This is a genomic window from Streptomyces sp. NPDC005551, from assembly GCF_042871785.1.
Lineage (GTDB): Bacteria > Actinomycetota > Actinomycetes > Streptomycetales > Streptomycetaceae > Streptomyces.
The window spans coordinates 479,187-501,090 of the sequence record NZ_JBIAJE010000003.1 but is presented as its reverse complement, the minus strand read 5'-3'; the positions used below and the strand labels follow the sequence as shown (position 1 = coordinate 501,090).

Here is a 21,904-nt window from a genome sequence, read left to right as displayed (position 1 = left end):
AGTGGATAATTCTCCCGTCCACCGACCCCCTGAGGAGCCATGAGCCACCGCGCGGCCAACCTTCCCCAACTGCTCACCGAAGCCAAGCGCTGGTTCGACGACGCCCTGATGGCGAGCATGGAGAGTGCGGGAGAGCAGCCGGTGAGCACGGCGCAGGCCTCCGTCTTCGCGATGCTCGACGCGGAGGGGACCACGGTCTCGGAGCTCGCCCGCCGCATCGGCGTCACCCGCCAGACCGTCCACCAGGCCGTCCACGGCCTGATCGCCATGGGCCTCCTCCAGCAGGTCCCCGACCCCGGCTCGGCGCGCCGACGGCTGATCCGCACCACCGCCGAGGGGCAGCGCGTCCACGAGCGGGCCCAGGCCGCCATCGGCGTCATCGAGTCGGCCCTCGCCGACCGGATCGGCGGGGCCGGCGCGGACGCGCTGCGGCAGGCCCTGACCGCCGACTGGGGCCCGCCGCCTCTCGTCCCGGCACCCTGACCCGACAGCGCACGCCCCGGGCAGGCGGGCACGGGCCGTGCGGCGGCCGACCTTCAGTACGCGGCCGGCGGCGCGGGCTGTACGAGGCCGGACTGGTAGGCCATGACGACCAGTTGGGCGCGGTCGCGGGCGCTGAGCTTGGTCATCGTGCGATGGACGTGGGTGCGTACGGTCAGCGGGCTGACGACGAGCTGATCGGCGATCTCGGCGTTGGAGAGCCCCTCGGCGGCCAGCACCATCACCTCCCGCTCGCGGGCCGTGAGCGCGGCGAGGGCCTCGGGAGGCGCGAGCGGGCTCCCGGGCACCGGCGCGGCGAGGTAACGGGTGATGAGGGCACGGGTGGCCAGCGGCGAGAGCAGGGCGTCGCCCGCGGCCACGGTGCGCAGGGCGCTCACCAGCGCGTCGGCGCCCACGTCCTTGCCGAGGAAACCGCTGGCGCCGGCCCGCAGTGCCTGGGCGACGTACTCGTCGATCTCGAAGGTGGTCAGGATGAGGACACGGGTCGTCGCCAGCTCCGGGTCGGCGCAGATGGCGGTGGTGGCGGTCAGCCCGTCGGTACCGGGCATACGGATGTCCATGAGCACGACGTCGGGGTGGTGGGCGCGGGCGAGATCGACCGCCTCCCTGCCGTCGGTGGCCTCGGCGACCACGTCCATGTCGGGGCAGGACTCGATCAGGATGCGGAAGGTGGCCCGGAGCAGGGCCTGGTCGTCGGCGAGCAGGACGCGGATGGTCATCGGGTTCGCTCTTCTTCCGGTTCCGGGGATCGCGGGTGCGGGTGGGGGTTCCCGACGGGAAGGCAGGCGTACAGCAGCAGGGCTGTCGCCGTGTCGGCGGTGCGCGGGCGGGTCTTGGTGTACCGCTCCAGGGTGGTGGCCATCGGGTCCTCCGGTCTGGGGCTGAGTCCATGGTGGACGAAACCGGCTCCGAACGGCCGCCGAGGGGCGCCCGTGTCGGGCGGTGTCACGGGCGGCCCGGATCGCACATCCGACGGGGCGGCAGCCAGGTGGGACTCCGGAAAGGTCGCCGTCCGCCCGCCACGGGCGACGACCGGATCCGGTCAAGTACCCGCCGGGAAGGCCGCGGCGCCGTCCCGCCGTGCGCGGCACGGAGCGGTGAAGCGGGCGCGGCGGCCGGGGGCGGCTGTCCGGCGGACACGGGTGGACGGGAGTCCGTTCCGGTCGGGGCGGGATGCCCGACCGGGCGGCCGGCCGGGAGTTCTTCTCCGGTCGGGGTGAGACGTGTCTCCTGGATGCTGGCCGCACACCCCACCCGTTCGGGCGCGGGGCGCCCGTCAGGGCCGGGCGCGGGACGCCGTTTCCGGGCGGGCACTTCGACCGGGGCGCCCGCGCCGGACGGTCAGGACGAGGCCGGATTCCGGCCCGCCGGAAAACGGCCGCGTAATCCCATTGCAGGGACTCCCGCCGGATGCTGGAGTGAGCTCATGGATCACGTAGGGGTACTGGCCCTGTTCGACCGGGACATGCGGGAGGGCGCGCGGCCCGACGGCCCCGGAGCCCGGGTGGAGCGCGTCGGCAAGGTGGTGCGCCAGGTCGGTGCCGACCAGGGCTGGAGCGGAGTGGTCTGGTCGGATCTGGACGAGGCGGGTGCCGACGCGGCGATAGCCGGGCAGATCCGGTACTTCGCCGGTCTGGGGCGCGAGTTCGAGTGGAAGCTGTACGGCCACGACCGGCCGGACGACCTCGGACGGCGGCTCCGGGCGGCCGGGTTCGCCCCCGAGCCGGAGGAGACGCTGATGGTCGCCGAGCTGGGCGACCTGGCTCTCGACGCCGAGCCCCCGGACGGTGTCCGGCTGCTGCCCGTCACCGACAGTGCCGGGGTCGACCTCGTGGCGGACGTCCACCGGCAGGCCTTCGGCACGGACAGCTCACGCCTGCGCCACCAGCTGCTCGCCCAGCTCACCGGAGACGCGGACAACGTCGTCGCCGTGGTGGCCCTCGCCGGTGACCTGCCGGTCAGCGCGGCCCGGATGGAACTCGTACCAGGGGCCAGATTCGCGGGGCTGTGGGGCGGCGGCACCGTCGAGGGCTGGCGGGGCCGGGGCATCTACCGCGCCCTCGTCGCCCACCGTGCCCGGGTCGCCGCCGACCGCGGCTACCGCTACGTCCAGGTGGACGCCTCCAGCCAGAGCCGCCCCATCCTCGCCCGCCTCGGCTTCGTACCGCTGACCACGACGACGCCGTACGTCTACGAGCTCGGCGGGGGTGCGTCTTCGTAGACCTGCCGTAGGGGTCATGCCGGGGTCCAGGGCGCCCCTCTGGACGCCGTGCGGGCCGTCGGTGCGCGCCTGGTCGTCCTGGACGCGTCCAGCCGTACGGCGAGACCGGGGGAGCGGTGATGGCCCGGGCTCGTGCTCCTCGTTCGCTGTCAAGCCCGTGACGTGCTCTTCGCCGCGGTGACGATGCAGATCATGCCCATCACCACCGCCAGTGCTCCGATGATGATGCTGTTGAGCACGACCCCGGTGTCCGGGCTCGAACCGACGATCCACGGCGAGATGATCATCCACGTACCCAGCGCGCACAGGGCTCCGCTCAGGCCGTACATCCGCTCCGGCGAGTTGGTGAAGCCGAGAGCCAGCACGCCGATCGCGATGCCCATGATCAGGTTGTGCACCACGAGGGACGGCTGGCTCGACGTGTAGTGGAGGATCCACGGGGAGGCGGCGCAGTACAGGCCGAGCAGGAACATCGGTCCGTCCACGAGCGCCACATCGCGGCCGCCCATCATGCGGTCGTAGCGGGCCCGCATCTCCGGGGCATCGGGGTGGCTGGTGATGTCACCCCGGGTGTGCGAGACGTTGGCCATGACTCGTCTCCTTCGTCCTCTTGTGGCCCGACCGCCTCCGGGAATGTGTGCGGCAAGCGCCACATGAGGTCCAGTTTGCTCTTATTTTTTGCTTATGTGTAGCTGTAGGGGCCTCGGAAATCAGCGTGCGGGGCGGGAAGCGGGGCCGGCCGGGACGCGGCAGCGTCGCCCGCCGGTCGGGGGACCGGCGGGCGACGCTTCGGAGGACCGCCCGGCCCGGAGCCGCCGCTGACGGGCCGGGCGGCCGGGTCTCAGGCGGGCAGCCCCATCAGGGCCACCGGGCGCGAGGTCGGCTCGGCGGATCCGCCGGCCGGTTCGACGGTGATGCCCATGCCGGACGCCCCGTCGACGGAACCGGACATGAGGACCGCCTCCGTGCTCCGGCCGGGATCCATCAGTCCGGCCGAGCGCATCGTCCCGCCGTCGTCGAACCACAGCTGGTAGACCTTGCCGCCGGGCGGCCTGGCCATCCCGGAGGCGATGAACACGGCCGCGTCGCGGCTCCGGGAGACGACGACCGTGCCCCGGGCGCCGTCCGCGAGCGCGGCGGTACGCGTCTTCGCGTCGGGGGCGGCCAGCACCGAGGCGACCGCGTCGGTCCGCCGCTCGGTCTGCCGCGCCTGTTCCCTGGCGTCCTGGGCGCGCTCGTGCTGCCAGGCCGTCGTACCGCCGAGAGCGGCCGCGCCGGCGAGACACGCCGCGAGGGCCCAGCGGGACAGAGAGGTCGCCCGCGCGGCGGACCGCCGGGCGGACCTCCCCGGCGGAGCGGTACGGGGCGCATCCTGGCGAACCGTGGTGATGTGCCGCAGGACCCGGCCCTTGAGCTCGGGGCGCGGACGCGCGGAGACCGCGAGACCGAGCCGCGCCGCCGTCTCGGACAGCTCACGGACCTCGTCCGTGCAGGCCTCGCAGTCCGCGGCATGCCGTTCGAACGCGCCGCGTTCGTCGTCGGAGAGGGCGCGCAGCGCGTAGGCCCCGGTCAGCGTGTGCAGGTCGACGGTGGTCACGCCGTCACCCCCAGGCAGTCGCGGAGCCGGATGAGACCGTCGCGCAGCCTCGTCTTGACCGTGCCGAGCGGCAGGGCCAGCAACTCCGCCACCTCGCGGTAGGTCAGCCCCCGGTAGTACGCCAGCGTCACGGACTGGCGCTGCAGTTCCGTCAGCGTGCGCAGACAGCGCCGGACCTGCTCGCGTTCCATACGGGCCTCCACCTGCTCGGTCACCTCGTCGAACTCGGGCGTGCGGTCCAGGAGGGCCGCCCTGTGGTCACGCGCGGCGGCGGCCTCGACCGACCGCACCCGGTCCACGGCACGCTGGTGGGCGAGGGTGAGCACCCAGTTCATCACCGAGCCGCGCTCGGGCCGGTACCGGGCGGCCGTCCGCCACACCTCGACGAGCACCTCCTGTGTGACCTCCTCGGACTGTGCCTGGTCGCGCAGCACCCTGCGCACGATCCCGAGCACCGGGCTCGCCACGGCGTCGTAGAGGGATGCGAAGGCCTCTTGGTCACCACGGGCGACCTCTCCCATCAGGTCCTGCAGACTCGGTTCCGCGTACGGGCTTCTCCCGATCTCCACGGCTTCTTTCACGGGAAGGTCCTCCAGGACGTGCGACAGGTACGGAAGTGATCCGGAGCCGGTGCCGCGGCGGATTGGCCCCAGGCCGCGGAACCGAAAGTCCCGGGTGGACACGACGGCGCCCGGCGAGGGACGGGGTTGTTGCGACGTTCGTGCATCGACTGCTTGCCAGTCCTGCTCACCGGCCCGTCACCGCCGGGCCGTCACCTCCTGCTGGAGGCAGTGGCGCAGCTGGAGCAGCCCCCGACGGGAGTGGCTCTTGACCGTGCCCAGCGGCCATCCGGTGCGTTGCGCGATCTGCGTCTGGGTCAGGTCCTCGTAGAACGCGAGGTGGAGGACCCGGCGCTGAGGTGCGGGCAGTCGCGCCAGCTCGTGCCGCACCAGGAGCCGGTCGAGCGCCGACTCCGGGTGCTGCGCCGAGTGGTCGGCGACCGCGAGGGCGGAGCCGGCCGCGGTGACCAGGTCGCCGCGCCGGGTCCGGGCCGACAGGGCGTCCGCGACCTTGCGCCGGGTGATGCCCACGAGCCAGCCGGCGAAGACACCGCGCTCGGGGCGGTAGCCGTCGCGGCCCCGCCAGGCGGCCAGGAACACCTGCTGCGTGACGTCCTCGGCCTCCCGTGTGTCGCCCAGGGAACGCCAGGCCAGGGTGTGCACCAGCGCTCCCCAGCGCCGGTACACGCCCGTCAGGGATGCCTCCTCGCCCGCCACGAAGCCCTCGACCAGGTCCGCCTCGACCAGGTCCGCGTCGGCGGGGGCCTCCGCCGCCGGGGCCCTGGGCGGCAATGTCAGTGCGGTCATGACCTCGACTCCTCACGGTGGGGCTCGATCCGCTTTCGGTGACCCCATGCTCAGGAGCGCGCCGATACGACTACAAGTCGCATCGTTTCTGCGTCGTATAGTCGCGGCATGAGCGAGAACGGCCCGTCGGAGCGGCATCTTCCTGTGCCACCGGACCCGGACAGGGGCGCTGCGCAGGCGGTCCCGAACCGGAGCCGGGGACAGTCGGCCCCGGAAGCCGGCTCCGGGCATCCCGCCCTGGAGGCGGGCGTCACCACGGGAGCGCTGGCGCGTCGGCTCGGGGTGTCGCCCACGACCCTGCGCTCCTGGGACCGGCGGTACGGCCTGGGCCCCGCGGTCCGCGCCGACGGACGGCACCGCCGCTGGACGCCCCAGGACGTGGCGATGCTGGAGACGATGTGCCGCCTGACGTCGTCCGGCGTGCCTCCCGCCGAAGCGGCCCGCGCCGCCAAGGAGGCCTCCGGCGCAGTCCCCCCGGCCCCCGGCCCGGCGTCGCCCGGGCCGGGCCCGCGCGGTCGCTCGCGGGCGCCCGGCGCGCTGCCTCTGGGGGACGCCCGTCAGGAGTGCCGCGGCCTCGCCCGCGCCGCCGTCCGGCTCGACGCGCCCGCCGTCGAGCGGCAGCTGGTCTCCCTGGTGGAACTGCACGGCGTGGTCGCCGCCTGGGAGGACGTGATGGTCCCGACCCTGCACGCCGTCGGGCGCAAGTGGGAGTCGTCCGGGGACCGGTACGTCGAGGTGGAGCACCTGCTGTCCTGGCACATCTCCACGGCCCTGCGCCGCGCGACGTGGCCGGCCGGCCACGGAGGGGCGGACACCGGAGCGGGACCCGTGGTCCTCGCCTGCGTCCCCGGCGAGCAGCACACCCTGCCCCTGGAGGCACTCAACGCCGGGCTCGCCGAAGCCGGTCTGCCGACGCGGATGTTCGGCTCGGCCGTCCCCGTCGAGGCCCTGACCGCGGCCGTACGGCGGCTCGGCCCCTCGGCCGTCGTCCTCTGGTCGCAGGCGCGTTCCACGGCGAGCCTTCCGCTCGCGCGGCACGTGGCGGCCACCCGGTGGGGCGTCACGGGGGCGCGCCGCCGGCCCGTCGTCCTGCTCGGGGGCCCGGGCTGGGCCGGACAGCGGGCACCGGGAATGCTCCGGCCGCCGGGCCTGCGGGACGCGCTCGCCGCGCTGGCCGGCACGTACGAGACCGGCGGCCCCGAGGTGCGCTCCTGACCGTTCCGGGGCTGCCGTTCCCGCTGCCCCGGCCGGGAACACTCCGGCATTCATGCATCCGAGGAACCGGGGCAGCGAGAAGAACGGACGGGACGTACGCGACCGCGTGGGCGGCCCCCCGCCGGGCGTCGACGGTGGGTCAGGCGTCCGCCGGGCGCGCCGCCGGAGCACGAGCCACAATGCGAACACCCGCCACGATGCGAAGGTGGTAGTCATGACCGGAACCCGCGGAGCGGTGGACGTGCTGGTGGTCGGGGCGGGCCTCGCCGGCCTCGCCTGCGCGCGGGACCTCGCCGACGCGGGCCTGGACGTCCGGCTCCTGGAGGCGTCCGACGCGGTCGGCGGACGCATGCGCACCGACCGCGTCGACGGGTTCGTCGTCGACCGCGGCTTCCAGGTCTTCAACACCTCCTACCCGCAGGCCCGGCGGCGGCTGCTGCTGCGCGACCTGCGCCTGCGGCCCTTCACCCCGGGCGTCCTGATCCACACCGAGGAGGGCGACCTCCGCTTCAGCGACCCGAGCCGTACCCCGCGCCGGGCGAAGGATCTGCTGCCCGGCCGGCTCGCCGGGACCCGCGACCTGCTCGCCCTGGGCGCGCTGTCGGCCCGGGACATGCTGGCGCCCGTGCGGCTGCTGAAGCGCGGGGAGGACCGCACCACCCGGACCGCGCTGGCGGCCGCCGGGTTCTCCGAGGACTTCGTGGAGCGCTTCTTCCGCCCCTTCCTGTCCGGCGTCTTCCTGGAGGACGAACTCGAGACGTCCAGCCGCGTCTTCCACCTCGTCTGGCGCAGCATGCTGCGCGGCACCCTCTGCCTGCCCGCCGAGGGCATCGGAGCCGTACCCGCGCAGCTCGCGGACGCGCTGCCCTCCGGCACGGTCCGCCTGGAGAGCCCCGTGGACCGGCTCACCGGCGACGGAGTCGCGCTGAGCGCGGGCGGCGAACTCGCCGCGCGGGCCGTGGTGGTCGCCACCGGCCCGGGCCCGGCCGTGGGCCTGCTGCCCGAGCTGGACATGCCGCCGTACCGGACCGTCACGACGTATTACCACGCGGCCGAGCGCGCACCGCTCGCCGAGCCGACGCTGCTCACCGACACCCGGCGCCGGTTCCTCAACACGTGCGTGCTCAGCGAGGTCGTCCCGGGCCACGCGCCACCGGGCTCCTCCCTGGTGGCCACCTCGGTCCTCGGCGAGAACGGCGAGGGCCGGGAGGCGGGCGTACGCGAGGCCCTGGCGGAGGCCTACGGGACGGAGACGGGCGGCTGGCAGCTCCTGACGGTCCGTACCGTGCCCGACGCGCTGCCCGCGATGCCGCCCCCGCAGCCGCTCAGCCGCCGGGCCTTCGTGGCTCCCGGACGGTACGTGTGCGGCGACCACCGGGCCACCGGCTCAGTCCAGGGGGCGCTGGCCTCGGGGGCCAGGGCCGCGCGTGAGGTGCTGCGCGACCTCGGACGGTAGCCCCGTCACCCGGACTGGCCCCGCTCACTCCCGGCCCCGCGCCCGCTTGAACCGGGCGAGCCCCTCGGCCAGCTCGACGACGGGGCCGGGATAGTCGAGAGCGGCGCGTTCGGGACCCCGGAGTTTCCACGGTTCGTGCACGGCGGAGGCGTCCAGTCCCGCGAGTTCGGGCACCCAGCGCCGGACGTACGCCCCGTCCGGGTCGTAGCGCTTTGCCTGGATCACCGGGTTGAGGACCCGGTTGGGCCGGGTGTCCGTGCCGGTGCCCGCCACCCACTGCCAGTTGAGCTGGTTGTTGACGAGGTCGCCGTCCACCAGGAGATCCAGGAAGTGCCGGGCCCCGACCCGCCAGTCCACGTACAGGGTCTTGGTCAGGAAACTCGCGGTCAGCAGGCGGCCGCGGTTGTGCATCCAGCCCTCGTGCCGCAGCTGGCGCATGGCCGCGTCGACCACGGGATAGCCGGTGCGCCCCTCCTTCCAGGCGGTCACGTCCTCGTGCGCCGACGTCGCGGACCGCCACCGGTCGTGCCGGGTGCGGTAGTCGGCGGTGGCCGCGTCCGGCCGGGCGGCCAGCACCTGGTGGTGGAAGTCCCGCCAGGCGAGCTGCCGTACGAACGCCTCGGAGCCGGGGCCGCCCGCCCGGCGGGTGCGGTGGACCAGCTCGACGGGGGAGAGCGTGCCGAAGTGCAGGTGGGGCGAGAGCCGCGACGTCGCGTCGCCGGCCAGGTCGTCGTGGCGCTCCTCGTACGTGGCGAGCCCGTCGCTCAGCCAGGCGGCGAGCCGCTTCCTCGCCTCCGTCTCGCCGCCCGGAGCCAGGCCCTCGGAGATCCCCCGGGTGGCGCCGCGCGCGGGCAGGGGCTCGGAGCGGACGCCGTCCGGCACCCGGATCTGCCGGGGCGGGCCGAGCACCTCCCGCAGGTGCTGCCCGGACCACCGCCGGAAGTAGGGGGTGAAGACGGAGAAGTGGTCGGCGGAGAGCGGGGTGACGGCGCCCGGCGCCACCGCGGTGATGACGGTGTCGTGGACGTGGAGGCGGCAGCCCTCCGCCTCCAGGGCGGTCCGCAGCCGCTCCTCCCTGCGGTGGGCGTAGGCGCTGACCCCGGCCGCCATGTGGACCTCGTCGGCCTCCGCCTCGGCGACCACCTCGCACACCTGGCCGACGACGTCGCCCGAGCGCATGACGAGCCGGCCGCCGCGCTCGCGCAGACCGGCGTCGAGATCCGTCAGGCAGTCGGCGAGGAACGCCAGCCGGTTCGGCGCGGCGAATCCGGCGGCGTCGATGCCCGTGTCGCGCACGAAGAGCGGCACGATCCGGGCCGTGCCGTCGAGCGCCGCCCGCAGCGGCGGATGGTCGTGCAGACGCAGGTCCGAGGTGAACAGGACGACCGAGACGTTCATGGTGCGGCTCCGGTGCGGGCGGCGGGGAGAGGGGGTCACCAACTGGTTCGGGCGCGGCGGTCCCGGCGGATGCGGGCGCGGGGGTGACGGCGGCGGGGGCCCGTCACGGGGCGGGGGAGGCCGAGGGCTCCCGCGCCTGGGCGGGCGCCTCCCTGGCTGCGGCCTTGGCGATGTTGCGGGCCATGCCGCCGAAGACGACGGCGTGGAAGGGCGAGACGCTCCACCAGTAGGCGTGGCCGAGGAACCCGTGCGGGTGGAACAACGCCCGCTGCCGGTAGCGGGTCCGTCCGTCGTCGTCCACGTCGGCGTACATCTCGAGCCAGGCCAGTCCCGGCAGCCGCATCTCGGCCCGCAGGCGCAGCAGACGGCCGGGCTCGATCTCCTCGACCCGCCAGAAGTCCAGCGAGTCACCGACCCGCAGCCGCGCGGCGTCGCGGCGTCCGCGGCGCAGTCCGACCCCGCCCACCAGCCGGTCCAGCCAGCCGCGGACCGCCCAGGCCAGCGGGAAGGAGTACCAGCCGTTGTCGCCGCCGATGCCCTCGATGACCCGCCACAGGGCGGCGGGGGAGGTGGCCACGGTCAGCTCGCGCCGGTCGGTGTAGAGACTGCCGCCCGCCCAGTCCGGGTCCGTGGGCAGCGGGTCGCTGGGGACGCCGGGCACGGACGCCGACGACCACCGCGTCGTCACCTGGGCGTCCCGCACCCGCTGCAGGGCCAGGGACACCGCCTCGTCGAAGCCGATCGGCCGGCCCGGCGGGTTGGCGACGTACCGGGCGATGTCGTGCTCGTGGCACACCACCTCGTGGCGCAGCGACTCGGTGAGCGGGCGGGCGATCGACCGCGGCACCGGTGTGACGAGTCCGACCCAGTGACTGGAGAGCCGGGGGGTCAGGACGGGCACGGGCACGATCAGACGGCGCGGGAGGCCGGCGATCACCGCGTAGCGGCGCATCATCTCCAGGTACGTCAGCACGTCGGGGCCGCCGAGGTCGAAGGCCCGGCTGACGTCGGCGGGCATCCGCGCGCTGCCGACGAGCGTGCGCAGCACGTCCCCCACTCCTATCGGCTGGATCCGGGTGCGCACCCAGCTGGGGGTGACCATGACCGGCAGCCGTTCGGTGAGGTAGCGCAGCATCTCGAACGACGCCGAGCCGGAGCCAATGATCACGGCGGCGCGGAGCACCGTGGTGGGCACGCCCGAGTCGAGCAGGATGCGGCCGACCTCGGTGCGGGACCTCAGGTGCGGTGACAGTTCCTCCTCGGGCACGCCGGCCGGGACGAGACCGCCCAGATAGACGATGCGCCGGATGCCGGCGGCGCGGGCCTGCTCCCCGAACACCCGGGCCGCCAGGCGGTCGGTCTGCTCGAAGCCCTTGCCCGTGCCCAGCGCGTGGACCAGGTAGTAGGCGACGTCCATGCCGCGCATCGCCTCGGCGAGCGAGTCGGCGTCCGTGACGTCGCCGCGCACCACCTCCGCGTCGCCCGCCCAGGGGTAGTCGCGCAGTTTGGCGGGGGAGCGGGCCAGGCAGCGGACCCGGTGGCCCGCGGCCAGCAGCTCAGGGACGAGCCGCCCGCCGATGTAGCCGGTGGCTCCGGTCACCAGACAGTTCAGACCCGGGCCGGTCTCGTCACCGCTCATCGTTTCTCCGCTCACCGTGTCGTCCGTTCCGTCGGCCCCCTTCCCGATCTCTTCCACGCGGAGCGGCGCTACGGATGCGCGTGTACTCCGTCCGGGGCTCGGGCCGTCGTGTCCGGGCGGGGACGCGGGTTCCCCTAAGGGCTGTCCCGCAATTCCCGGTGGATCAGCGCGCGGCGTCAGATGCGGTGCATCGCAAGGCGGAGGATCGTCCTCATACCGGGTGTATTCGGGCGATCCGGCAACGCGGCGAGGTGCCGTAGCTGTCGCCGTGCGCCCGGCGGGAATTGCGGGACAGCCCTTAGGCTGATCGCGTGGCTGGAAGAGACGACGATGAGGACCCCGCGGGCGACCGCGAGCGTGACGGTGGCGCGGCGCTGAGCCACTCGGTGCCGCCGGACCTCCAGGCCTTCGCGGTGCAGCTGCGCCGGATGAACGGTGAGATCAACCGGCTGGTGCACGGGTTCGCCGGTGAGCACGGCCTGCACGCCACCGACATCCAGGCCCTGGCCGCCGTCCTGGACTCCGAGGAGCCGCTCACGCCGGGACGGCTGCGCGACCATCTCGGCCTGACGTCCGGGGCGGTCACGGCCTGCCTCGACCGGCTGGAGCGGGCCGGCCACATCCGCCGGGTCCGGGAAAGCACCGACCGCCGCGTCGTCCACGTCCACTACGTGCCCGACGCGAGGTCCGCCGCCCGGGCGCATTTCCGGCCCCTCGCGCAGGCGACCGACACCGTGCGCTCCCGCTTCAGCGAAGAGGAGCTGTCGGTGGCTCTGCGCTTCCTCACGGCGCTCAACGAGGAGCTTTCCACCGTCCGCGCGCCGGGCCGCTGACTTTCCCGCCCGGCGCATCCGGGCGGGCGCCCCGGCCCGAAGAGGGGGGTGTGGGCTACGATCCGGCGCACTATCTCTCAATGATTAAGATTGTTTTCCATTGAGAGATGTGTCCTGTCACTCCCCGTCCTTCCTCCCGTCCTTCCTGGAGAGCGATGTCCCTCACCGCCCGGCGAGCCCGCCGGCTGCTGCCCCTGGTCCTGCTCGTCGCCTGGCTAGGCATCGGCGGCGCCCTCGGGCCCTATGCCGGGAAGCTCGGCGAGGTCGCCACCAACGACCAGGCCGCCTTCCTGCCCCGCAACGCCGAATCCACCCGGGTCATCGAGGAACAGCGCGCGTTCCGCCGGGACGAGACCCTGCCGGCGATCGTCGTCTGGACCGCCGACGGCGCAGAGGTGACGACGGGACAGCGCGCCGCCGCCACCCGCGCCCTGGCGACCCTCAACGGTGAACCGGGCGTCGTCGGCACGCCGTCGCCCGCGCTCCCCGCCAAGGACGGAAAGGCCCTGCAGGGCGTCGTCCAGCTCCGGCCCGGCCTCGGCGACGAACTGCCCGGCGCACTCGACCGGATCCGCGAGGCGGCGGAGCGGGTCCCCGGCACGACCGCCCAGATCGCCGGCCCCGCCGCCGGCCAGGCGGACCTGTCCGACGCGTTCGCCGGGATCGACGGCCTGCTGCTCGGCGTGGCCCTGCTGACCGTGCTGGTGATCCTGCTGCTCGTCTACCGCAGCCTCCTGCTGCCCCTCGTCATCATGGCCGGCGCCGTCTTCGCCCTCGGCCTGGCCTGCGCCGTCGTCTACGTCCTCGCCGACCACGACGTCGTGCGGGTCGACGGCCAGGTGCAGGGCATCCTGTCCATCCTGGTGATCGGTGCGGCCACCGACTACGCCCTGCTGCTGACCGCGCGCTACCGGGAGGAACTCGCCGCGCACGACGACCGGTTCGCGGCCGCCCGGGCAGCACTCCGCCGGTCCTGCGGCGCGATCGTCGCGAGCGCCGGCACGGTGGCGCTCAGCCTGCTCGCCCTGCTGCTCAGCGACCTCACGAACAACCGTGCCCTCGGTCCCGTCGGCGCCATCGGCATCGGCTGCGCCGTACTGAGCACGCTGACCTTCCTGCCGGCCGTGCTGGTCCTGCTCGGCCCCGCCGCCTACTGGCCGGCCAGGCCGCGGACCGCCGAGGCCGGAGGAGGCGGCCACGGCGTCTGGCGCCGGGTCGCCGCTCTGGTGGACCGGGCACCGCGCAGGGTGTGGGCGTCCGCTCTGGCCGCGCTGCTCGTGTGCGCCGCGTTCGCCCCGGCGCTCACCTCGAAGGGCGTCCCGCTCGACGAGACCTTCGTCGACGACGCGCCCTCCGTCGCCGCCCAGGAGACACTCGGCCGGCACTACCCGGGCGGTTCGGGCAACCCCGTCGTGATCATGACCGACGCGGACCGGCTCCCCCGGGTCACGGCCGCGGCACGGGCCACCACGGGTGTCGCCTCGGCCGTTGCCGTGACGGGCCGAGGACGCCCCGGTACGGGAGACCCGCAGGTCGTCGACGGCAGGGCGCGTCTCGACGTCACCCTGCGGGCCGCCGCGGACAGCGACGCGGCCAAGGACACCGTCGCGCGTCTGCGCACGGCCGTCCACGCCGTGCCCGGAGCGGGCGCACTCGTCGGCGGCTACACGGCGCAGCAGTACGACACACGGAACACCGCCGAGCGCGACCGCACGCTCATCGTCCCGGTCGTCCTCGCCGTCATCCTGGTCATCCTGACCGGCCTGCTCCGCTCGCTGCTGATGCCGGTACTGCTGGTGGCCACCGTCGCCCTCAACTTCCTCGCCACCCTGGGCGTCTCCGCGCTCGTCTTCCGGCACGGCTTCGGCTTCACGGGCACCGACGCGTCCGTCCCCCTGTACGGCTTCGTGTTCCTGGTGGCCCTAGGCGTGGACTACAACATTTTCCTCATGTCCCGCGTCCGGGAGGAGTCGCTGCGTCACGGTGCGCGGGAGGGCGTACGGCGCGGCCTGGTCGCGACGGGCGGCGTGATCACCTCGGCGGGTGTGGTGCTGGCCGCCACCTTCGCCGCCCTCGGTGTCATCCCACTGGCCTTCCTCGTGCAGATCGCCTTCATCGTCGCCTTCGGCGTGCTGCTCGACACGCTGGTGGTCCGGTCGCTGCTGGTTCCGGCGCTGGTCCGGGATCTGGGCCCCGTCGCCTGGTGGCCCGGCACGCTCGGCCGCGGCGGCGAAAGCGGTTCACGAACATGACATGCACCGGCAGAAGGCGGGCATTCGCTCTGACACGGAGGTACCAGTCGGAGTCGATGGTGGAGGTGTCTGCCGGTATGGGTGCGAAGGTGTTGGAGCGGTTTCCAGCGGGGTCTCCGCGCGGATCGTGGCCGGCGGAGGAGTACGCCGCCCGACGCCGTGCCGAAGGCGAGCCCGCCACAGTGGTGATGGACCTCAAGTCGGACGCCTTCCTCGTGGTGGTTCCGGCGCGGGAGGACGACTGATCCAGTGTCCCCGGGGGGCGTTGCACGCCTCCCGCCGGGACTCGGCGCCCGGTGCGGGCACCCGCCGACGTGATGCGGACGGCACCCCCCGGCCGGGCGCCCGCGGTGGCGCGCTCGTCAGCCGAGGCGCATCGCGAAGCTGACGGTCGTGCCCGGGGTGCCGGGCACGACGGAGAGCCGGTCGGCGACGAGCCGGGTGAGCCACAGTCCGCCGCGTCCGGGAGCCCCGCCCGGGCGGGGCGTGAGGTCGGTGAGCACGGCTCCGGTGCAGCCGGGGCCCCGGTCGCTGATGCGGCACTCCAGTTCCCCGCCCCGGTGCAGCAGGACCAGCGTTCCGTCCCCGCCGCCGTGCTGCACGGCGTTGGTGGCCACGGCGTCCATGGCGGTCACGAAGTCACCGCGCCGCGGTTCGAGGAGGCCGGCCAGGGCCGCGTGGCCCGCCACGAGCACCCGCAGGCGCGGGAGATCGGCGCCGTCGAAGCCGCGGTGCAGCAGAACGTCATGAGCGAGGTGCGAAGCCCCATCACCCGGGCCGAGGGCCATGGGCGGATCACCCGGACTCTTCGATGTCGGCCGGTCGGGCCCCCAGCCGGCTCAGCAGCGTGGCGTGCCGGGCGGAGCAGCGGATCCGGACCGGTCGCCCGCCGTCGGACCGGCTGACCAGGAGGACCAGATCCTGCGCACACCGCACGCTCAGGAATTCCACGCGGCGCAGATCCACCGTGACGCCGCCGCGCCCGAGCGCGTCCCACAGCGCACGCACGAACCGGGTACGGGTGGTGAGGTCGGCCTCTCCGACCAGATGGAGCGTGCTCCCCAAGCGCAGGCACCTCAACTGCCCGATGCGGGCGAGGAGATCGCGCGGATGGGCGCGCCGCATGGCGCGCAGCACCCGCTCGTCGAAGCGGTCCTCGTCGTAGGCGCAGATCTCGCTGTAGAAACCGTCGGAGAACAGGTGCCCGGCGCGCTGCTCCCGTTCCATCATCGTGTCGACGTCGGCGCCGAGGTCGGCCACCCAGCCCATGTCGATGTAGGTGCGCAGCCCGGTGAAACCCTCCTCGCGCGCGGTCCGGGTCTCCTCGCCGATCCGCTCCCACTGTCTGTCCGCCGTGAACACCCCGGCAGGCATGATCAGTTGACGCATGCTGCTCAACGTCAGCCGCCCCGTGCGCCGGGCCATCGCCAGCAGAGGTCCCGGCGCTTCCTCGAAGGCGGACCAGATCTGACCCTCCGTCAGATGCGGCCGGCCGAAGACGATCACTTTCTCGCCGCGGGCGAGGCCCGCCCACACGAAGGCGGACATCACGTCCCGGCCGTGCGTGTCGCCCTCGTAGCCGAAGAACGCGTGGTCGCCCGGGCGCATCTGCTGGACGGGAATCGTCCCGGGATGATGCTCGTGCTCCTCGTGCTCGCTCATGAGCAGGCCTGTTCACCTCCCGACTGCTGCCGTGGTGCCGCCCAGGTTAGTGGCGGCGGCGGCCGGGAAAGCGAGGTTTGCCGAGTTCGTGAGACTCGGCGGTCCGGGATTCGAGACCGGGCCGCCGTTCCTTGACGTCCTCGACGAGCGGCTGCGACGATCGACGACATGAAGACACGACTGGACCTCACGCGGCGACGCCATGTCGACCTCGCGCGTGTCTCCAGCTCCTTCTGTTGCCGCGAAGTCTGACGATCTCCCGCCGGTAGGGTCCCCTTCGCACCGGCCGTCCGCCACCTTCCCACCGGCGGCCGCCCCGGCGCGTTCCCCGAACAGTGCGCAGTCCCGTACTCATCCGCGCGCTGTTCCCCGAGGCCACCCGCCGCTCGCACCGCACCCGTTCCGCAGTGCCGTCGCGGCCCTTCCCCCTGAAATGGCCGGGCCCCTTTCGTCAGGACCCCTTCCTCCTCGGCTTCCTGCACCACCACGAGGAGGTCGAGTACTTCGGCCACCGGGTGCTGCCCCCTCGTACGCGAGCCGGAGGCGCGGCACCCCGAGCACGAGGCCGGGTCCGTCCCCTCGCCCGCTGAACCCACCGACCTCCGCTCACGAAAGAGGGCCCCATGGCCACCGTCCTTTCCGTCTCCGGCAGCCCCTCCGCCTCCTCCCGCACCGCGAAACTGCTGCGCCACCTCGATGCCCGGCTGGCCGCCCAGGGACACGAGGTGATCCCGCTCGACGTCCGCACCATCCCCGCCGAGGCACTGCTCGGCGCGGACTTCCGGCACCCGGCCATAGTCGAGGCGACCGCACTCTTCGCACGCGCCGAGGGCGTCGTCGTCGGCACCCCCGTCTACAAGGCGGCGTACTCCGGCGTGCTCAAGGCCCTGCTCGACCTGCTGCCGCAGTACGCGCTCGCCGGCAAGACCGTCCTGCCGCTCGCCACCGGCGGCAGCACCGCACACGTACTGGCCCTCGACTACGCACTGCGCCCGGTGCTCAGCTCCATGGGCGCCGCGCACATCGTCCAGGGCTGGTTCACCCTCGACAAGGACATCGTCGCGGGCGAGGACGGCGGCATCTCCGTGGCGCCCGCCGCCGCGGAGTCCCTCTCCCAGGTGGTGGACCAGTTCGCGGCGGCGCTCGGCCGTACGCCCCTGCTGGCCGCGGCGGGCTGACGCCGTGTCCGTCCCCGTGCTCGCCGACGACGCCGAGGCCCTGGCGGTGGCCGCCGCGCTCGCCGATGAGTGCCGCACCGGTGCCTCGGCGCGGGACTCCGAACGACGGCTGCCCCGCCGGGAGTTGGACCGGCTCTCCGCGCCGGGACCGCTCGCCGTGAGCGTGCCCGCGGAACACGGTGGGGCGGACGTCGGCCGCTACGTGCTGAACGGAACCCCGCCCCCGCGCCACGGACTCCGCTGAGTCCGCCAAGATCGGAGATCCTCCCGTGTCCCTCGTCTTCCACTGGTTCCTGCCCACCAACGGCGACAGCCGGCATGTCGTGGGCGGCGGCCACGGAACCCCCGCCACCGCCTCCGGCCGGGACCGGCCGCCGACGGTCGCCTACCTGAGCCAGATCGCCCGCGCCGCCGAGGATCTGGGGTTCGTCGGCGCACTCACCCCGACCGGTGCCTGGTGCGAGGACGCCTGGCTGACCACCGCGATGGTCAGCCAGCACACGGAACGGCTCAAGTTCCTGGTCGCCTTCCGGCCGGGGTTCGTCTCCCCGACCCTCGCCGCGCAGATGGCGTCCACCTTCCAGCGGCAGACCGGCGGGCGTGTCCTGCTCAACGTCGTGACCGGCGGCGAGAGCCACGAGCAGCGGGCGTACGGCGACTTCCTCGACAAGGACGCCCGCTACCGCCGTACCGGCGAGTTCCTGCAGATCGTGCGGGACTTGTGGGACGGCAGGACCGTCGACCTGTCCGGCGAGCACCTCCAGGTCGAGGACGCCCGCCTCGCCCGGGTGCCGGATCCCGTGCCCGAGATCTATTTCGGGGGCTCCTCGCCCGTGGCGGGCGAGGTCGCGGCGCGGCACGTGGACGTCTATCTCACCTGGGGCGAGCCGCCGGCCCAGGTCGCCGAGAAGATCGAGTGGGTCCGCGGCCTGGCCGAGAAGGAGGGGCGCCGCGTCCGGTTCGGCATCCGGCTGCACGTGATCACCCGCGACACCTCCGAGCAGGCGTGGGCGGAGGCCCACAAGCTGCTCGACGGGTTCGATCCGGAGACGGTGGAGTCCGTGCAGGCCGGGCTCGCCCGGAGCGAGTCCGAGGGACAGCGGCGGATGCTCGCCCTGCACGGCGGCAGCCGGGACGGCCTGGAGATCCACCCCAACCTGTGGGCCGGGATCGGCCTGGTCAGGGGCGGGGCGGGCACCGCCCTCGTCGGCAGCCACGACGAGGTCGCCGAGCGCATCGCCGAGTACCACCGCCTCGGCATCGACGAGTTCGTCCTGTCGGGCTACCCGCACCTGGAAGAGGCGTACTGGTTCGGCGAGGGTGTCCTGCCCCGGCTGGCCGCCCGGGGCCTGTGGCAGCACCCCTTCGCCCCGACGCCGTCGCCGTCGGCACAGGTCCCGTTCGCGAGCTAGGCGCACCGAAGCGGCTCAGCGCCCGGAAGCCCGCCGGCCGACGCGACACTTTCGACCGGCGTGCCCGGGCGTGGTGCGGGGGCGGGCGCCTGCCCTGCCGGAAGGCTCCCCCGCGGCACAGGCGACGTCGGGAAGCTCTGACCGGAGCACGCGCGACGTCGGAAGCCCTGACCGGAGCACGGGCGACGTCGAGGAGCGTGCCGGCGGTGCGGCGACCCTCGCCGGCCCGGTCCTGACCGGTCGGTCGCCTAGCGAGCCGTGAGCGCAGCGAGGTGTGCCCCGCGCACCTCGGCCGTCTGCCCCTGCACCAGCAGGAACATCCCCTCACGGGCCAACCGCTGGGCCGGACTGCCCAGGTCCATGGCCCGCCCGCCGCCGGCCACGACCGCCGCGGTCGTGGCCGCGCGCATCAGGTCGTACGCCTGTGTCTTGCAGGCCAGCCGTTCGTCGAGGTGCTCGTGCGGTACGGGATGGTCGGCCAGCGCGTACGCCTGTCTCCGCACCCGGCCGAGCCGGGCACGCAGGCCGCGCGCCGTCTCCTCGGCGGCCGGGTCGCCGGTCAGGAGCCCGAGTGCCGCCTCGGTGATCCCGAAGACGGCGGGGGACGCGTTGGTGTTCTTCGGCCGGTCACCGGCCGCCCAGGTCTCGTACGGGACGCGCAGCGCCACGGCGTCCTCCGAAAGCCACAGCCCGTCCAGTTCCAGCGAGACCGTACGGGAGGCACCGAGCGCGGCGAGGCGCAGCGGCGGAGACGGGCGCAGGCCGGGCTGCTCGCGTGCCTCGGTGAACGCGAACAGCGCCTCGCCGGCGTCGGTCACCCCGGCCAGCAGCATCACGTCATTGAGCCCCCAGCCCGTGTAGTAGGGGACGTGGCCGTCGAAGCGCCAACCCCGGCGCTCCCGGGTGACCCGGACCGGAACACGCGGGTGGGCACGCAGTTGCGCGTACGCGACCCCCGACAGGAGCTCCCCCCTCGCCAGCGGCCCCAGCAACCGCTCCCGGACCGAAGGTTCGCCCTTCACCAGCGTCTGTACGGGCGTGTGGTGCTGGGTCTGCACGAACCACGTCGAGCAGCACGCCCCGGCGAGGATCTCGGCGATCTCCCGCGCCACCGCGGGCGGCGCGGCCGATCCGCCGTACTCGACCGGGGCACTCACCCCGAGCAGCCCCGCGCGCCTGATCGCGTCGAGGCTGCTCGGCGGTACGCCCTCCTGGTCCACCCGCTGCGCACGGGGTGCCAGCACCTCGTCCGCGAGCCGCCGCGCTCGGGCGACGAGGGGGTGCGGTGCGGTGGTCATCGAAAGAATCTCCCGGTGTCGTGGGGTCCGGTGCCGATCCGGCGGCCTCCCGTGCGTGCCGCCGCCGGTGGGCGAGCCTTCCGTGCCGGAGTCCTGAGGGAGATCATGCACAGTCCCGGCGTCCTTCACGCCGAGCCGCGGGCGGACGGGGCCCCGGCGCCGTGCCGGGCGGTCCCCGGAGCCACGGATTCCACGCTCCTCGCGAGACGATGCCGGTCCGGCCACGAGACCCGTTCCCGAAGCCAGGAATTTATGAGGGCACCCGGATGGTTGGCATATACATCCAGCTGTTGACCAGCTCACGAGCACCCCGCGCGGCCCCCGGTCGCGCCCGACCAGCGAGGCACCGTGAACCACACCCCCACGCCCGAGCAGCCCGCCGACGTCGTCTCCCGGCTGCGCGCCACCTTCCGCTCCGGCCGGACCAAGCCCGTCGAGTGGCGCACGGGCCAGCTGAACCGCCTGCGCGAACTGCTCACCACGCACGGTGAGGACCTCGCCACCGCTCTCCACGAGGATCTCGGCAAGAGTTCCACCGAGGCCTTCCGCACCGAGATCGACTTCACCGTGCGCGAGATCGACCACACCCTGGACCACCTCGAAGGCTGGCTGCGCCCCGAGCCCGCGCCCGTCCCCGCCCACCTCGGTGCCGACGCCACGGCCTGGACGCAGTACGACCCGCTCGGCGTCGTCCTGGTCATCGCGCCGTGGAACTATCCGCTCCAGCTGCTGCTCACGCCGTTGCTCGGCGCGCTGGCCGCGGGCAACGCGGTGGTCGCCAAGCCCAGCGAGCTGGCCCCCGCCACCTCCGCCGCGCTGGCGCGGCTGCTGCCGCAGTACCTCGACACCGACGCCGTAGCCGTCGTCGAGGGCGGCGTCCCGGAGACCACGGCGCTGCTCGCGGAGCGCTTCGACCACATCTTCTACACCGGCAACGGCACGGTCGGCCGCATCGTGATGCGGGCCGCCGCGGAGCACCTCACGCCCGTGGTCCTCGAACTGGGCGGCAAATCCCCGGCGTTCGTCGACGGCGACGCCGATCCGGCCGTCGTCGCGGACCGTCTCGTGCGCGGCAAGTTCCTGAACGCGGGGCAGACCTGTGTCGCGCCGGACTACGTCCTGACGGACCCCGCCACCGCCCGCGCCCTCGAACCCGAGCTGGCCCGCGCCGTCGAGCGGCTCTTCGGCGCCGACCCGCGAACGTCCCCGGAGTACGGGCGCATCGTCAACGAGCGGCACTTCGACCGGCTCGGCGCGCTGCTCGACTCCGGGCGGCCGGTCACCGGCGGCGGCGCCGACCGAGCCGCCAAGTACATCGCGCCGACCGTCCTCGCCGACGTCGCTCCCGAGGCGCCCGTCATGCAGGAGGAGATCTTCGGCCCGATCCTGCCGATCGTCACGGTGGCGGACCTCGACGAGGCCATCGGCTTCATCAACGACCGCGACAAGCCGCTGGCACTGTACGTCTTCACCGAGTCGGACGACACGCGCCGCAGGCTGGCCGCGGAGACGTCCTCCGGAGGCCTCGGGTTCGGCCTGCCGCTGGCCCATCTGACCGTCTCCGACCTGCCGTTCGGCGGGGTCGGCGAGAGCGGTATGGGCAGCTATCACGGCCGCTACTCGATCGAGACGTTCAGCCACCGCAAGGCGGTACTGGAGAAGCCGCTCGGCTGAGTGAACCGACGCTGTGGCCCGGGTCCGCGCGGACGGCCCGGGCCATCGGCATGCCCGGCCGGGGGTGGCCGCCGACGCACCCGTGCACGAACGGGGTTTTCCGGCGGGGGAGTTGACGGCTCCGCCAACGTTGTCGGATTCGACTGGTCTACACCCTTGACTGGTACAGACCAACGCGGTTGAGTGTGCCTCCACAACCCC

22 protein-coding genes and 2 pseudogenes are annotated in these 21,904 nt (G+C 73.7%); 13 read left to right on the top strand and 11 right to left on the bottom strand.

Going from position 1 to position 21,904, the window contains the following annotated elements:
- The first annotated feature begins 39 nt into the window (after positions 1-39).
- Positions 40-483: a MarR family transcriptional regulator gene (locus tag ACFYP4_RS10550; RefSeq protein ID WP_358855503.1), complete on the top strand. Its 444-nt coding sequence runs from the start codon at positions 40-42 to the stop codon at positions 481-483.
- 53 nt (positions 484-536) lie between these two features.
- Here ACFYP4_RS10550 and ACFYP4_RS10545 read toward each other — a convergent pair whose 3' ends face one another.
- Positions 537-1,220, bottom strand: coding sequence for a response regulator (locus ACFYP4_RS10545; RefSeq protein ID WP_388784596.1), 684 nt, complete (start codon positions 1,218-1,220; stop codon positions 537-539).
- Positions 1,217-1,363: a hypothetical protein gene (locus ACFYP4_RS10540; RefSeq protein ID WP_388784593.1), complete on the bottom strand. Its 147-nt coding sequence runs from the start codon at positions 1,361-1,363 to the stop codon at positions 1,217-1,219. Before ACFYP4_RS10540 ends, ACFYP4_RS10545 begins: the two co-directional genes overlap by 4 nt.
- A 564-nt stretch (positions 1,364-1,927) precedes the next feature.
- On the opposite strand from ACFYP4_RS10540, the gene ACFYP4_RS10535 reads away from it, so the two are divergent.
- Positions 1,928-2,722 carry a GNAT family N-acetyltransferase gene (locus ACFYP4_RS10535; RefSeq protein WP_358855501.1) on the top strand — a complete coding sequence of 265 codons (795 nt, stop codon included), beginning with the start codon at positions 1,928-1,930 and terminating at the stop codon, positions 2,720-2,722.
- A gap of 149 nt (positions 2,723-2,871) precedes the next feature.
- Here the strand turns inward: ACFYP4_RS10535 and ACFYP4_RS10530 are convergent, their stop codons facing one another.
- The 4 genes from ACFYP4_RS10530 to ACFYP4_RS10515 all read right to left on the bottom strand — a co-directional run bounded on the left by ACFYP4_RS10530 (position 2,872) and on the right by ACFYP4_RS10515 (position 5,686).
- Positions 2,872-3,312 carry an SPW repeat protein gene (locus ACFYP4_RS10530; RefSeq protein ID WP_388784590.1) on the bottom strand — a complete coding sequence of 147 codons (441 nt, stop codon included), beginning with the start codon at positions 3,310-3,312 and terminating at the stop codon, positions 2,872-2,874.
- 251 nt (positions 3,313-3,563) lie between these two features.
- Positions 3,564-4,319 carry an anti-sigma factor domain-containing protein gene (locus ACFYP4_RS10525; RefSeq protein ID WP_388784587.1) on the bottom strand — a complete coding sequence of 252 codons (756 nt, stop codon included), beginning with the start codon at positions 4,317-4,319 and terminating at the stop codon, positions 3,564-3,566.
- Positions 4,316-4,900 carry a sigma-70 family RNA polymerase sigma factor gene (locus ACFYP4_RS10520; RefSeq protein WP_358855149.1) on the bottom strand — a complete coding sequence of 195 codons (585 nt, stop codon included), beginning with the start codon at positions 4,898-4,900 and terminating at the stop codon, positions 4,316-4,318. Before ACFYP4_RS10520 ends, ACFYP4_RS10525 begins: the two co-directional genes overlap by 4 nt.
- Before the next feature lie 177 nt (positions 4,901-5,077).
- Entirely contained in the window at positions 5,078-5,686 is a 609-nt protein-coding gene (locus ACFYP4_RS10515; RefSeq protein ID WP_358855150.1) for a sigma-70 family RNA polymerase sigma factor, read from the bottom strand.
- A 108-nt stretch (positions 5,687-5,794) separates the two neighbouring features.
- On the opposite strand from ACFYP4_RS10515, the gene ACFYP4_RS10510 reads away from it, so the two are divergent.
- Positions 5,795-6,901 (top strand): MerR family transcriptional regulator, encoded by a 1,107-nt coding sequence (locus tag ACFYP4_RS10510; RefSeq protein WP_388784582.1) that lies wholly within the window; start codon positions 5,795-5,797, stop codon positions 6,899-6,901.
- Between the two features lie 214 nt (positions 6,902-7,115).
- A complete protein-coding gene (locus ACFYP4_RS10505; protein WP_388784579.1) occupies positions 7,116-8,357 on the top strand; it encodes an NAD(P)/FAD-dependent oxidoreductase in 1,242 nt (413 codons plus the stop codon).
- A 24-nt stretch (positions 8,358-8,381) separates the two neighbouring features.
- On the opposite strand, the gene ACFYP4_RS10500 is transcribed toward ACFYP4_RS10505, so the two are convergent.
- The gene (locus ACFYP4_RS10500) at positions 8,382-9,755 is read right to left on the bottom strand and encodes a deoxyribodipyrimidine photo-lyase (RefSeq protein WP_358855153.1); all 1,374 of its coding nucleotides are present in this window, start codon (positions 9,753-9,755) and stop codon (positions 8,382-8,384) included.
- A gap of 103 nt (positions 9,756-9,858) precedes the next feature.
- Positions 9,859-11,394, bottom strand: coding sequence for an SDR family oxidoreductase (locus tag ACFYP4_RS10495; protein WP_358855154.1), 1,536 nt, complete (start codon positions 11,392-11,394; stop codon positions 9,859-9,861).
- A 374-nt stretch (positions 11,395-11,768) separates the two neighbouring features.
- Here ACFYP4_RS10495 and ACFYP4_RS10490 point away from each other — a divergent pair, with 374 nt between their 5' ends.
- From ACFYP4_RS10490 to ACFYP4_RS10480, 3 genes are all read left to right on the top strand, one after another.
- Entirely contained in the window at positions 11,769-12,227 is a 459-nt protein-coding gene (locus ACFYP4_RS10490; RefSeq protein ID WP_358855170.1) for a MarR family transcriptional regulator, read from the top strand.
- A 155-nt stretch (positions 12,228-12,382) separates the two neighbouring features.
- Entirely contained in the window at positions 12,383-14,479 is a 2,097-nt protein-coding gene (locus ACFYP4_RS10485; RefSeq protein ID WP_358855155.1) for an MMPL family transporter, read from the top strand.
- A gap of 56 nt (positions 14,480-14,535) precedes the next feature.
- Positions 14,536-14,724 carry a hypothetical protein gene (locus ACFYP4_RS10480; RefSeq protein WP_358855156.1) on the top strand — a complete coding sequence of 63 codons (189 nt, stop codon included), beginning with the start codon at positions 14,536-14,538 and terminating at the stop codon, positions 14,722-14,724.
- 117 nt (positions 14,725-14,841) lie between these two features.
- On the opposite strand, the gene ACFYP4_RS10475 is transcribed toward ACFYP4_RS10480, so the two are convergent.
- A complete protein-coding gene (locus ACFYP4_RS10475; RefSeq protein ID WP_388784574.1) occupies positions 14,842-15,267 on the bottom strand; it encodes an ATP-binding protein in 426 nt (141 codons plus the stop codon).
- Positions 15,268-15,274: 7 nt separating this feature from the next.
- Positions 15,275-16,141, bottom strand: a complete 867-nt coding sequence (locus ACFYP4_RS10470; protein WP_388784571.1) for an MEDS domain-containing protein — start codon at positions 16,139-16,141, stop codon at positions 15,275-15,277.
- Positions 16,142-16,309: 168 nt separating this feature from the next.
- Here ACFYP4_RS10470 and ACFYP4_RS10465 point away from each other — a divergent pair, with 168 nt between their 5' ends.
- The 5 genes and pseudogenes from ACFYP4_RS10465 to ACFYP4_RS10445 all read left to right on the top strand — a co-directional run bounded on the left by ACFYP4_RS10465 (position 16,310) and on the right by ACFYP4_RS10445 (position 18,731).
- Positions 16,310-16,393 carry a putative leader peptide gene (locus tag ACFYP4_RS10465; RefSeq protein WP_358855171.1) on the top strand — a complete coding sequence of 28 codons (84 nt, stop codon included), beginning with the start codon at positions 16,310-16,312 and terminating at the stop codon, positions 16,391-16,393.
- 203 nt (positions 16,394-16,596) lie between these two features.
- A pseudogene (locus ACFYP4_RS10460) lies at positions 16,597-16,723 on the top strand (dimethyl sulfone monooxygenase SfnG); the annotation flags it as partial.
- Between the two features lie 41 nt (positions 16,724-16,764).
- Positions 16,765-17,319 (top strand): NADPH-dependent FMN reductase, encoded by a 555-nt coding sequence (gene ssuE / locus ACFYP4_RS10455; protein WP_388784568.1) that lies wholly within the window; start codon positions 16,765-16,767, stop codon positions 17,317-17,319.
- Positions 17,320-17,323: 4 nt separating this feature from the next.
- A pseudogene (locus tag ACFYP4_RS10450) lies at positions 17,324-17,527 on the top strand (SfnB family sulfur acquisition oxidoreductase); the annotation flags it as partial.
- 61 nt (positions 17,528-17,588) lie between these two features.
- The gene (locus tag ACFYP4_RS10445; RefSeq protein ID WP_388784565.1) at positions 17,589-18,731 is read left to right on the top strand and encodes an LLM class flavin-dependent oxidoreductase; all 1,143 of its coding nucleotides are present in this window, start codon (positions 17,589-17,591) and stop codon (positions 18,729-18,731) included.
- Positions 18,732-18,979: 248 nt separating this feature from the next.
- Here ACFYP4_RS10445 and ACFYP4_RS10440 read toward each other — a convergent pair whose 3' ends face one another.
- Positions 18,980-20,029 carry an acyl-CoA dehydrogenase family protein gene (locus ACFYP4_RS10440; RefSeq protein WP_358855161.1) on the bottom strand — a complete coding sequence of 350 codons (1,050 nt, stop codon included), beginning with the start codon at positions 20,027-20,029 and terminating at the stop codon, positions 18,980-18,982.
- A 348-nt stretch (positions 20,030-20,377) separates the two neighbouring features.
- On the opposite strand from ACFYP4_RS10440, the gene ACFYP4_RS10435 reads away from it, so the two are divergent.
- Entirely contained in the window at positions 20,378-21,703 is a 1,326-nt protein-coding gene (locus ACFYP4_RS10435; RefSeq protein ID WP_358855162.1) for an aldehyde dehydrogenase family protein, read from the top strand.
- The last annotated feature ends 201 nt before the right edge of the window (positions 21,704-21,904 follow it).

Bases quoted from the DNA above. Each gene is read 5' to 3' on its own strand.
- ACFYP4_RS10500 (WP_358855153.1), bottom strand. From the start codon at position 9,755: ATGAACGTCTCGGTCGTCCTGTTCACCTCGGACCTGCGTCTGCACGAC.
- ACFYP4_RS10545 (WP_388784596.1), bottom strand. From the start codon at position 1,220: ATGACCATCCGCGTCCTGCTCGCCGACGACCAGGCCCTGCTCCGGGCC.
- ACFYP4_RS10505 (WP_388784579.1), top strand. From the start codon at position 7,116: ATGACCGGAACCCGCGGAGCGGTGGACGTGCTGGTGGTCGGGGCGGGC.
- ACFYP4_RS10510 (WP_388784582.1), top strand. From the start codon at position 5,795: ATGAGCGAGAACGGCCCGTCGGAGCGGCATCTTCCTGTGCCACCGGAC.
- ACFYP4_RS10480 (WP_358855156.1), top strand. From the start codon at position 14,536: ATGGTGGAGGTGTCTGCCGGTATGGGTGCGAAGGTGTTGGAGCGGTTT.
- ACFYP4_RS10515 (WP_358855150.1), bottom strand. From the start codon at position 5,686: ATGACCGCACTGACATTGCCGCCCAGGGCCCCGGCGGCGGAGGCCCCC.
- ACFYP4_RS10440 (WP_358855161.1), bottom strand. From the start codon at position 20,029: ATGACCACCGCACCGCACCCCCTCGTCGCCCGAGCGCGGCGGCTCGCG.
- ACFYP4_RS10465 (WP_358855171.1), top strand. From the start codon at position 16,310: ATGAAGACACGACTGGACCTCACGCGGCGACGCCATGTCGACCTCGCG.
- ACFYP4_RS10530 (WP_388784590.1), bottom strand. From the start codon at position 3,312: ATGGCCAACGTCTCGCACACCCGGGGTGACATCACCAGCCACCCCGAT.
- ACFYP4_RS10485 (WP_358855155.1), top strand. From the start codon at position 12,383: ATGTCCCTCACCGCCCGGCGAGCCCGCCGGCTGCTGCCCCTGGTCCTG.
- ACFYP4_RS10475 (WP_388784574.1), bottom strand. From the start codon at position 15,267: ATGGCCCTCGGCCCGGGTGATGGGGCTTCGCACCTCGCTCATGACGTT.
- ACFYP4_RS10495 (WP_358855154.1), bottom strand. From the start codon at position 11,394: ATGAGCGGTGACGAGACCGGCCCGGGTCTGAACTGTCTGGTGACCGGA.
- ACFYP4_RS10470 (WP_388784571.1), bottom strand. From the start codon at position 16,141: ATGAGCGAGCACGAGGAGCACGAGCATCATCCCGGGACGATTCCCGTC.
- ACFYP4_RS10540 (WP_388784593.1), bottom strand. From the start codon at position 1,363: ATGGCCACCACCCTGGAGCGGTACACCAAGACCCGCCCGCGCACCGCC.
- ACFYP4_RS10535 (WP_358855501.1), top strand. From the start codon at position 1,928: ATGGATCACGTAGGGGTACTGGCCCTGTTCGACCGGGACATGCGGGAG.
- ssuE (WP_388784568.1), top strand. From the start codon at position 16,765: ATGGCCACCGTCCTTTCCGTCTCCGGCAGCCCCTCCGCCTCCTCCCGC.
- ACFYP4_RS10550 (WP_358855503.1), top strand. From the start codon at position 40: ATGAGCCACCGCGCGGCCAACCTTCCCCAACTGCTCACCGAAGCCAAG.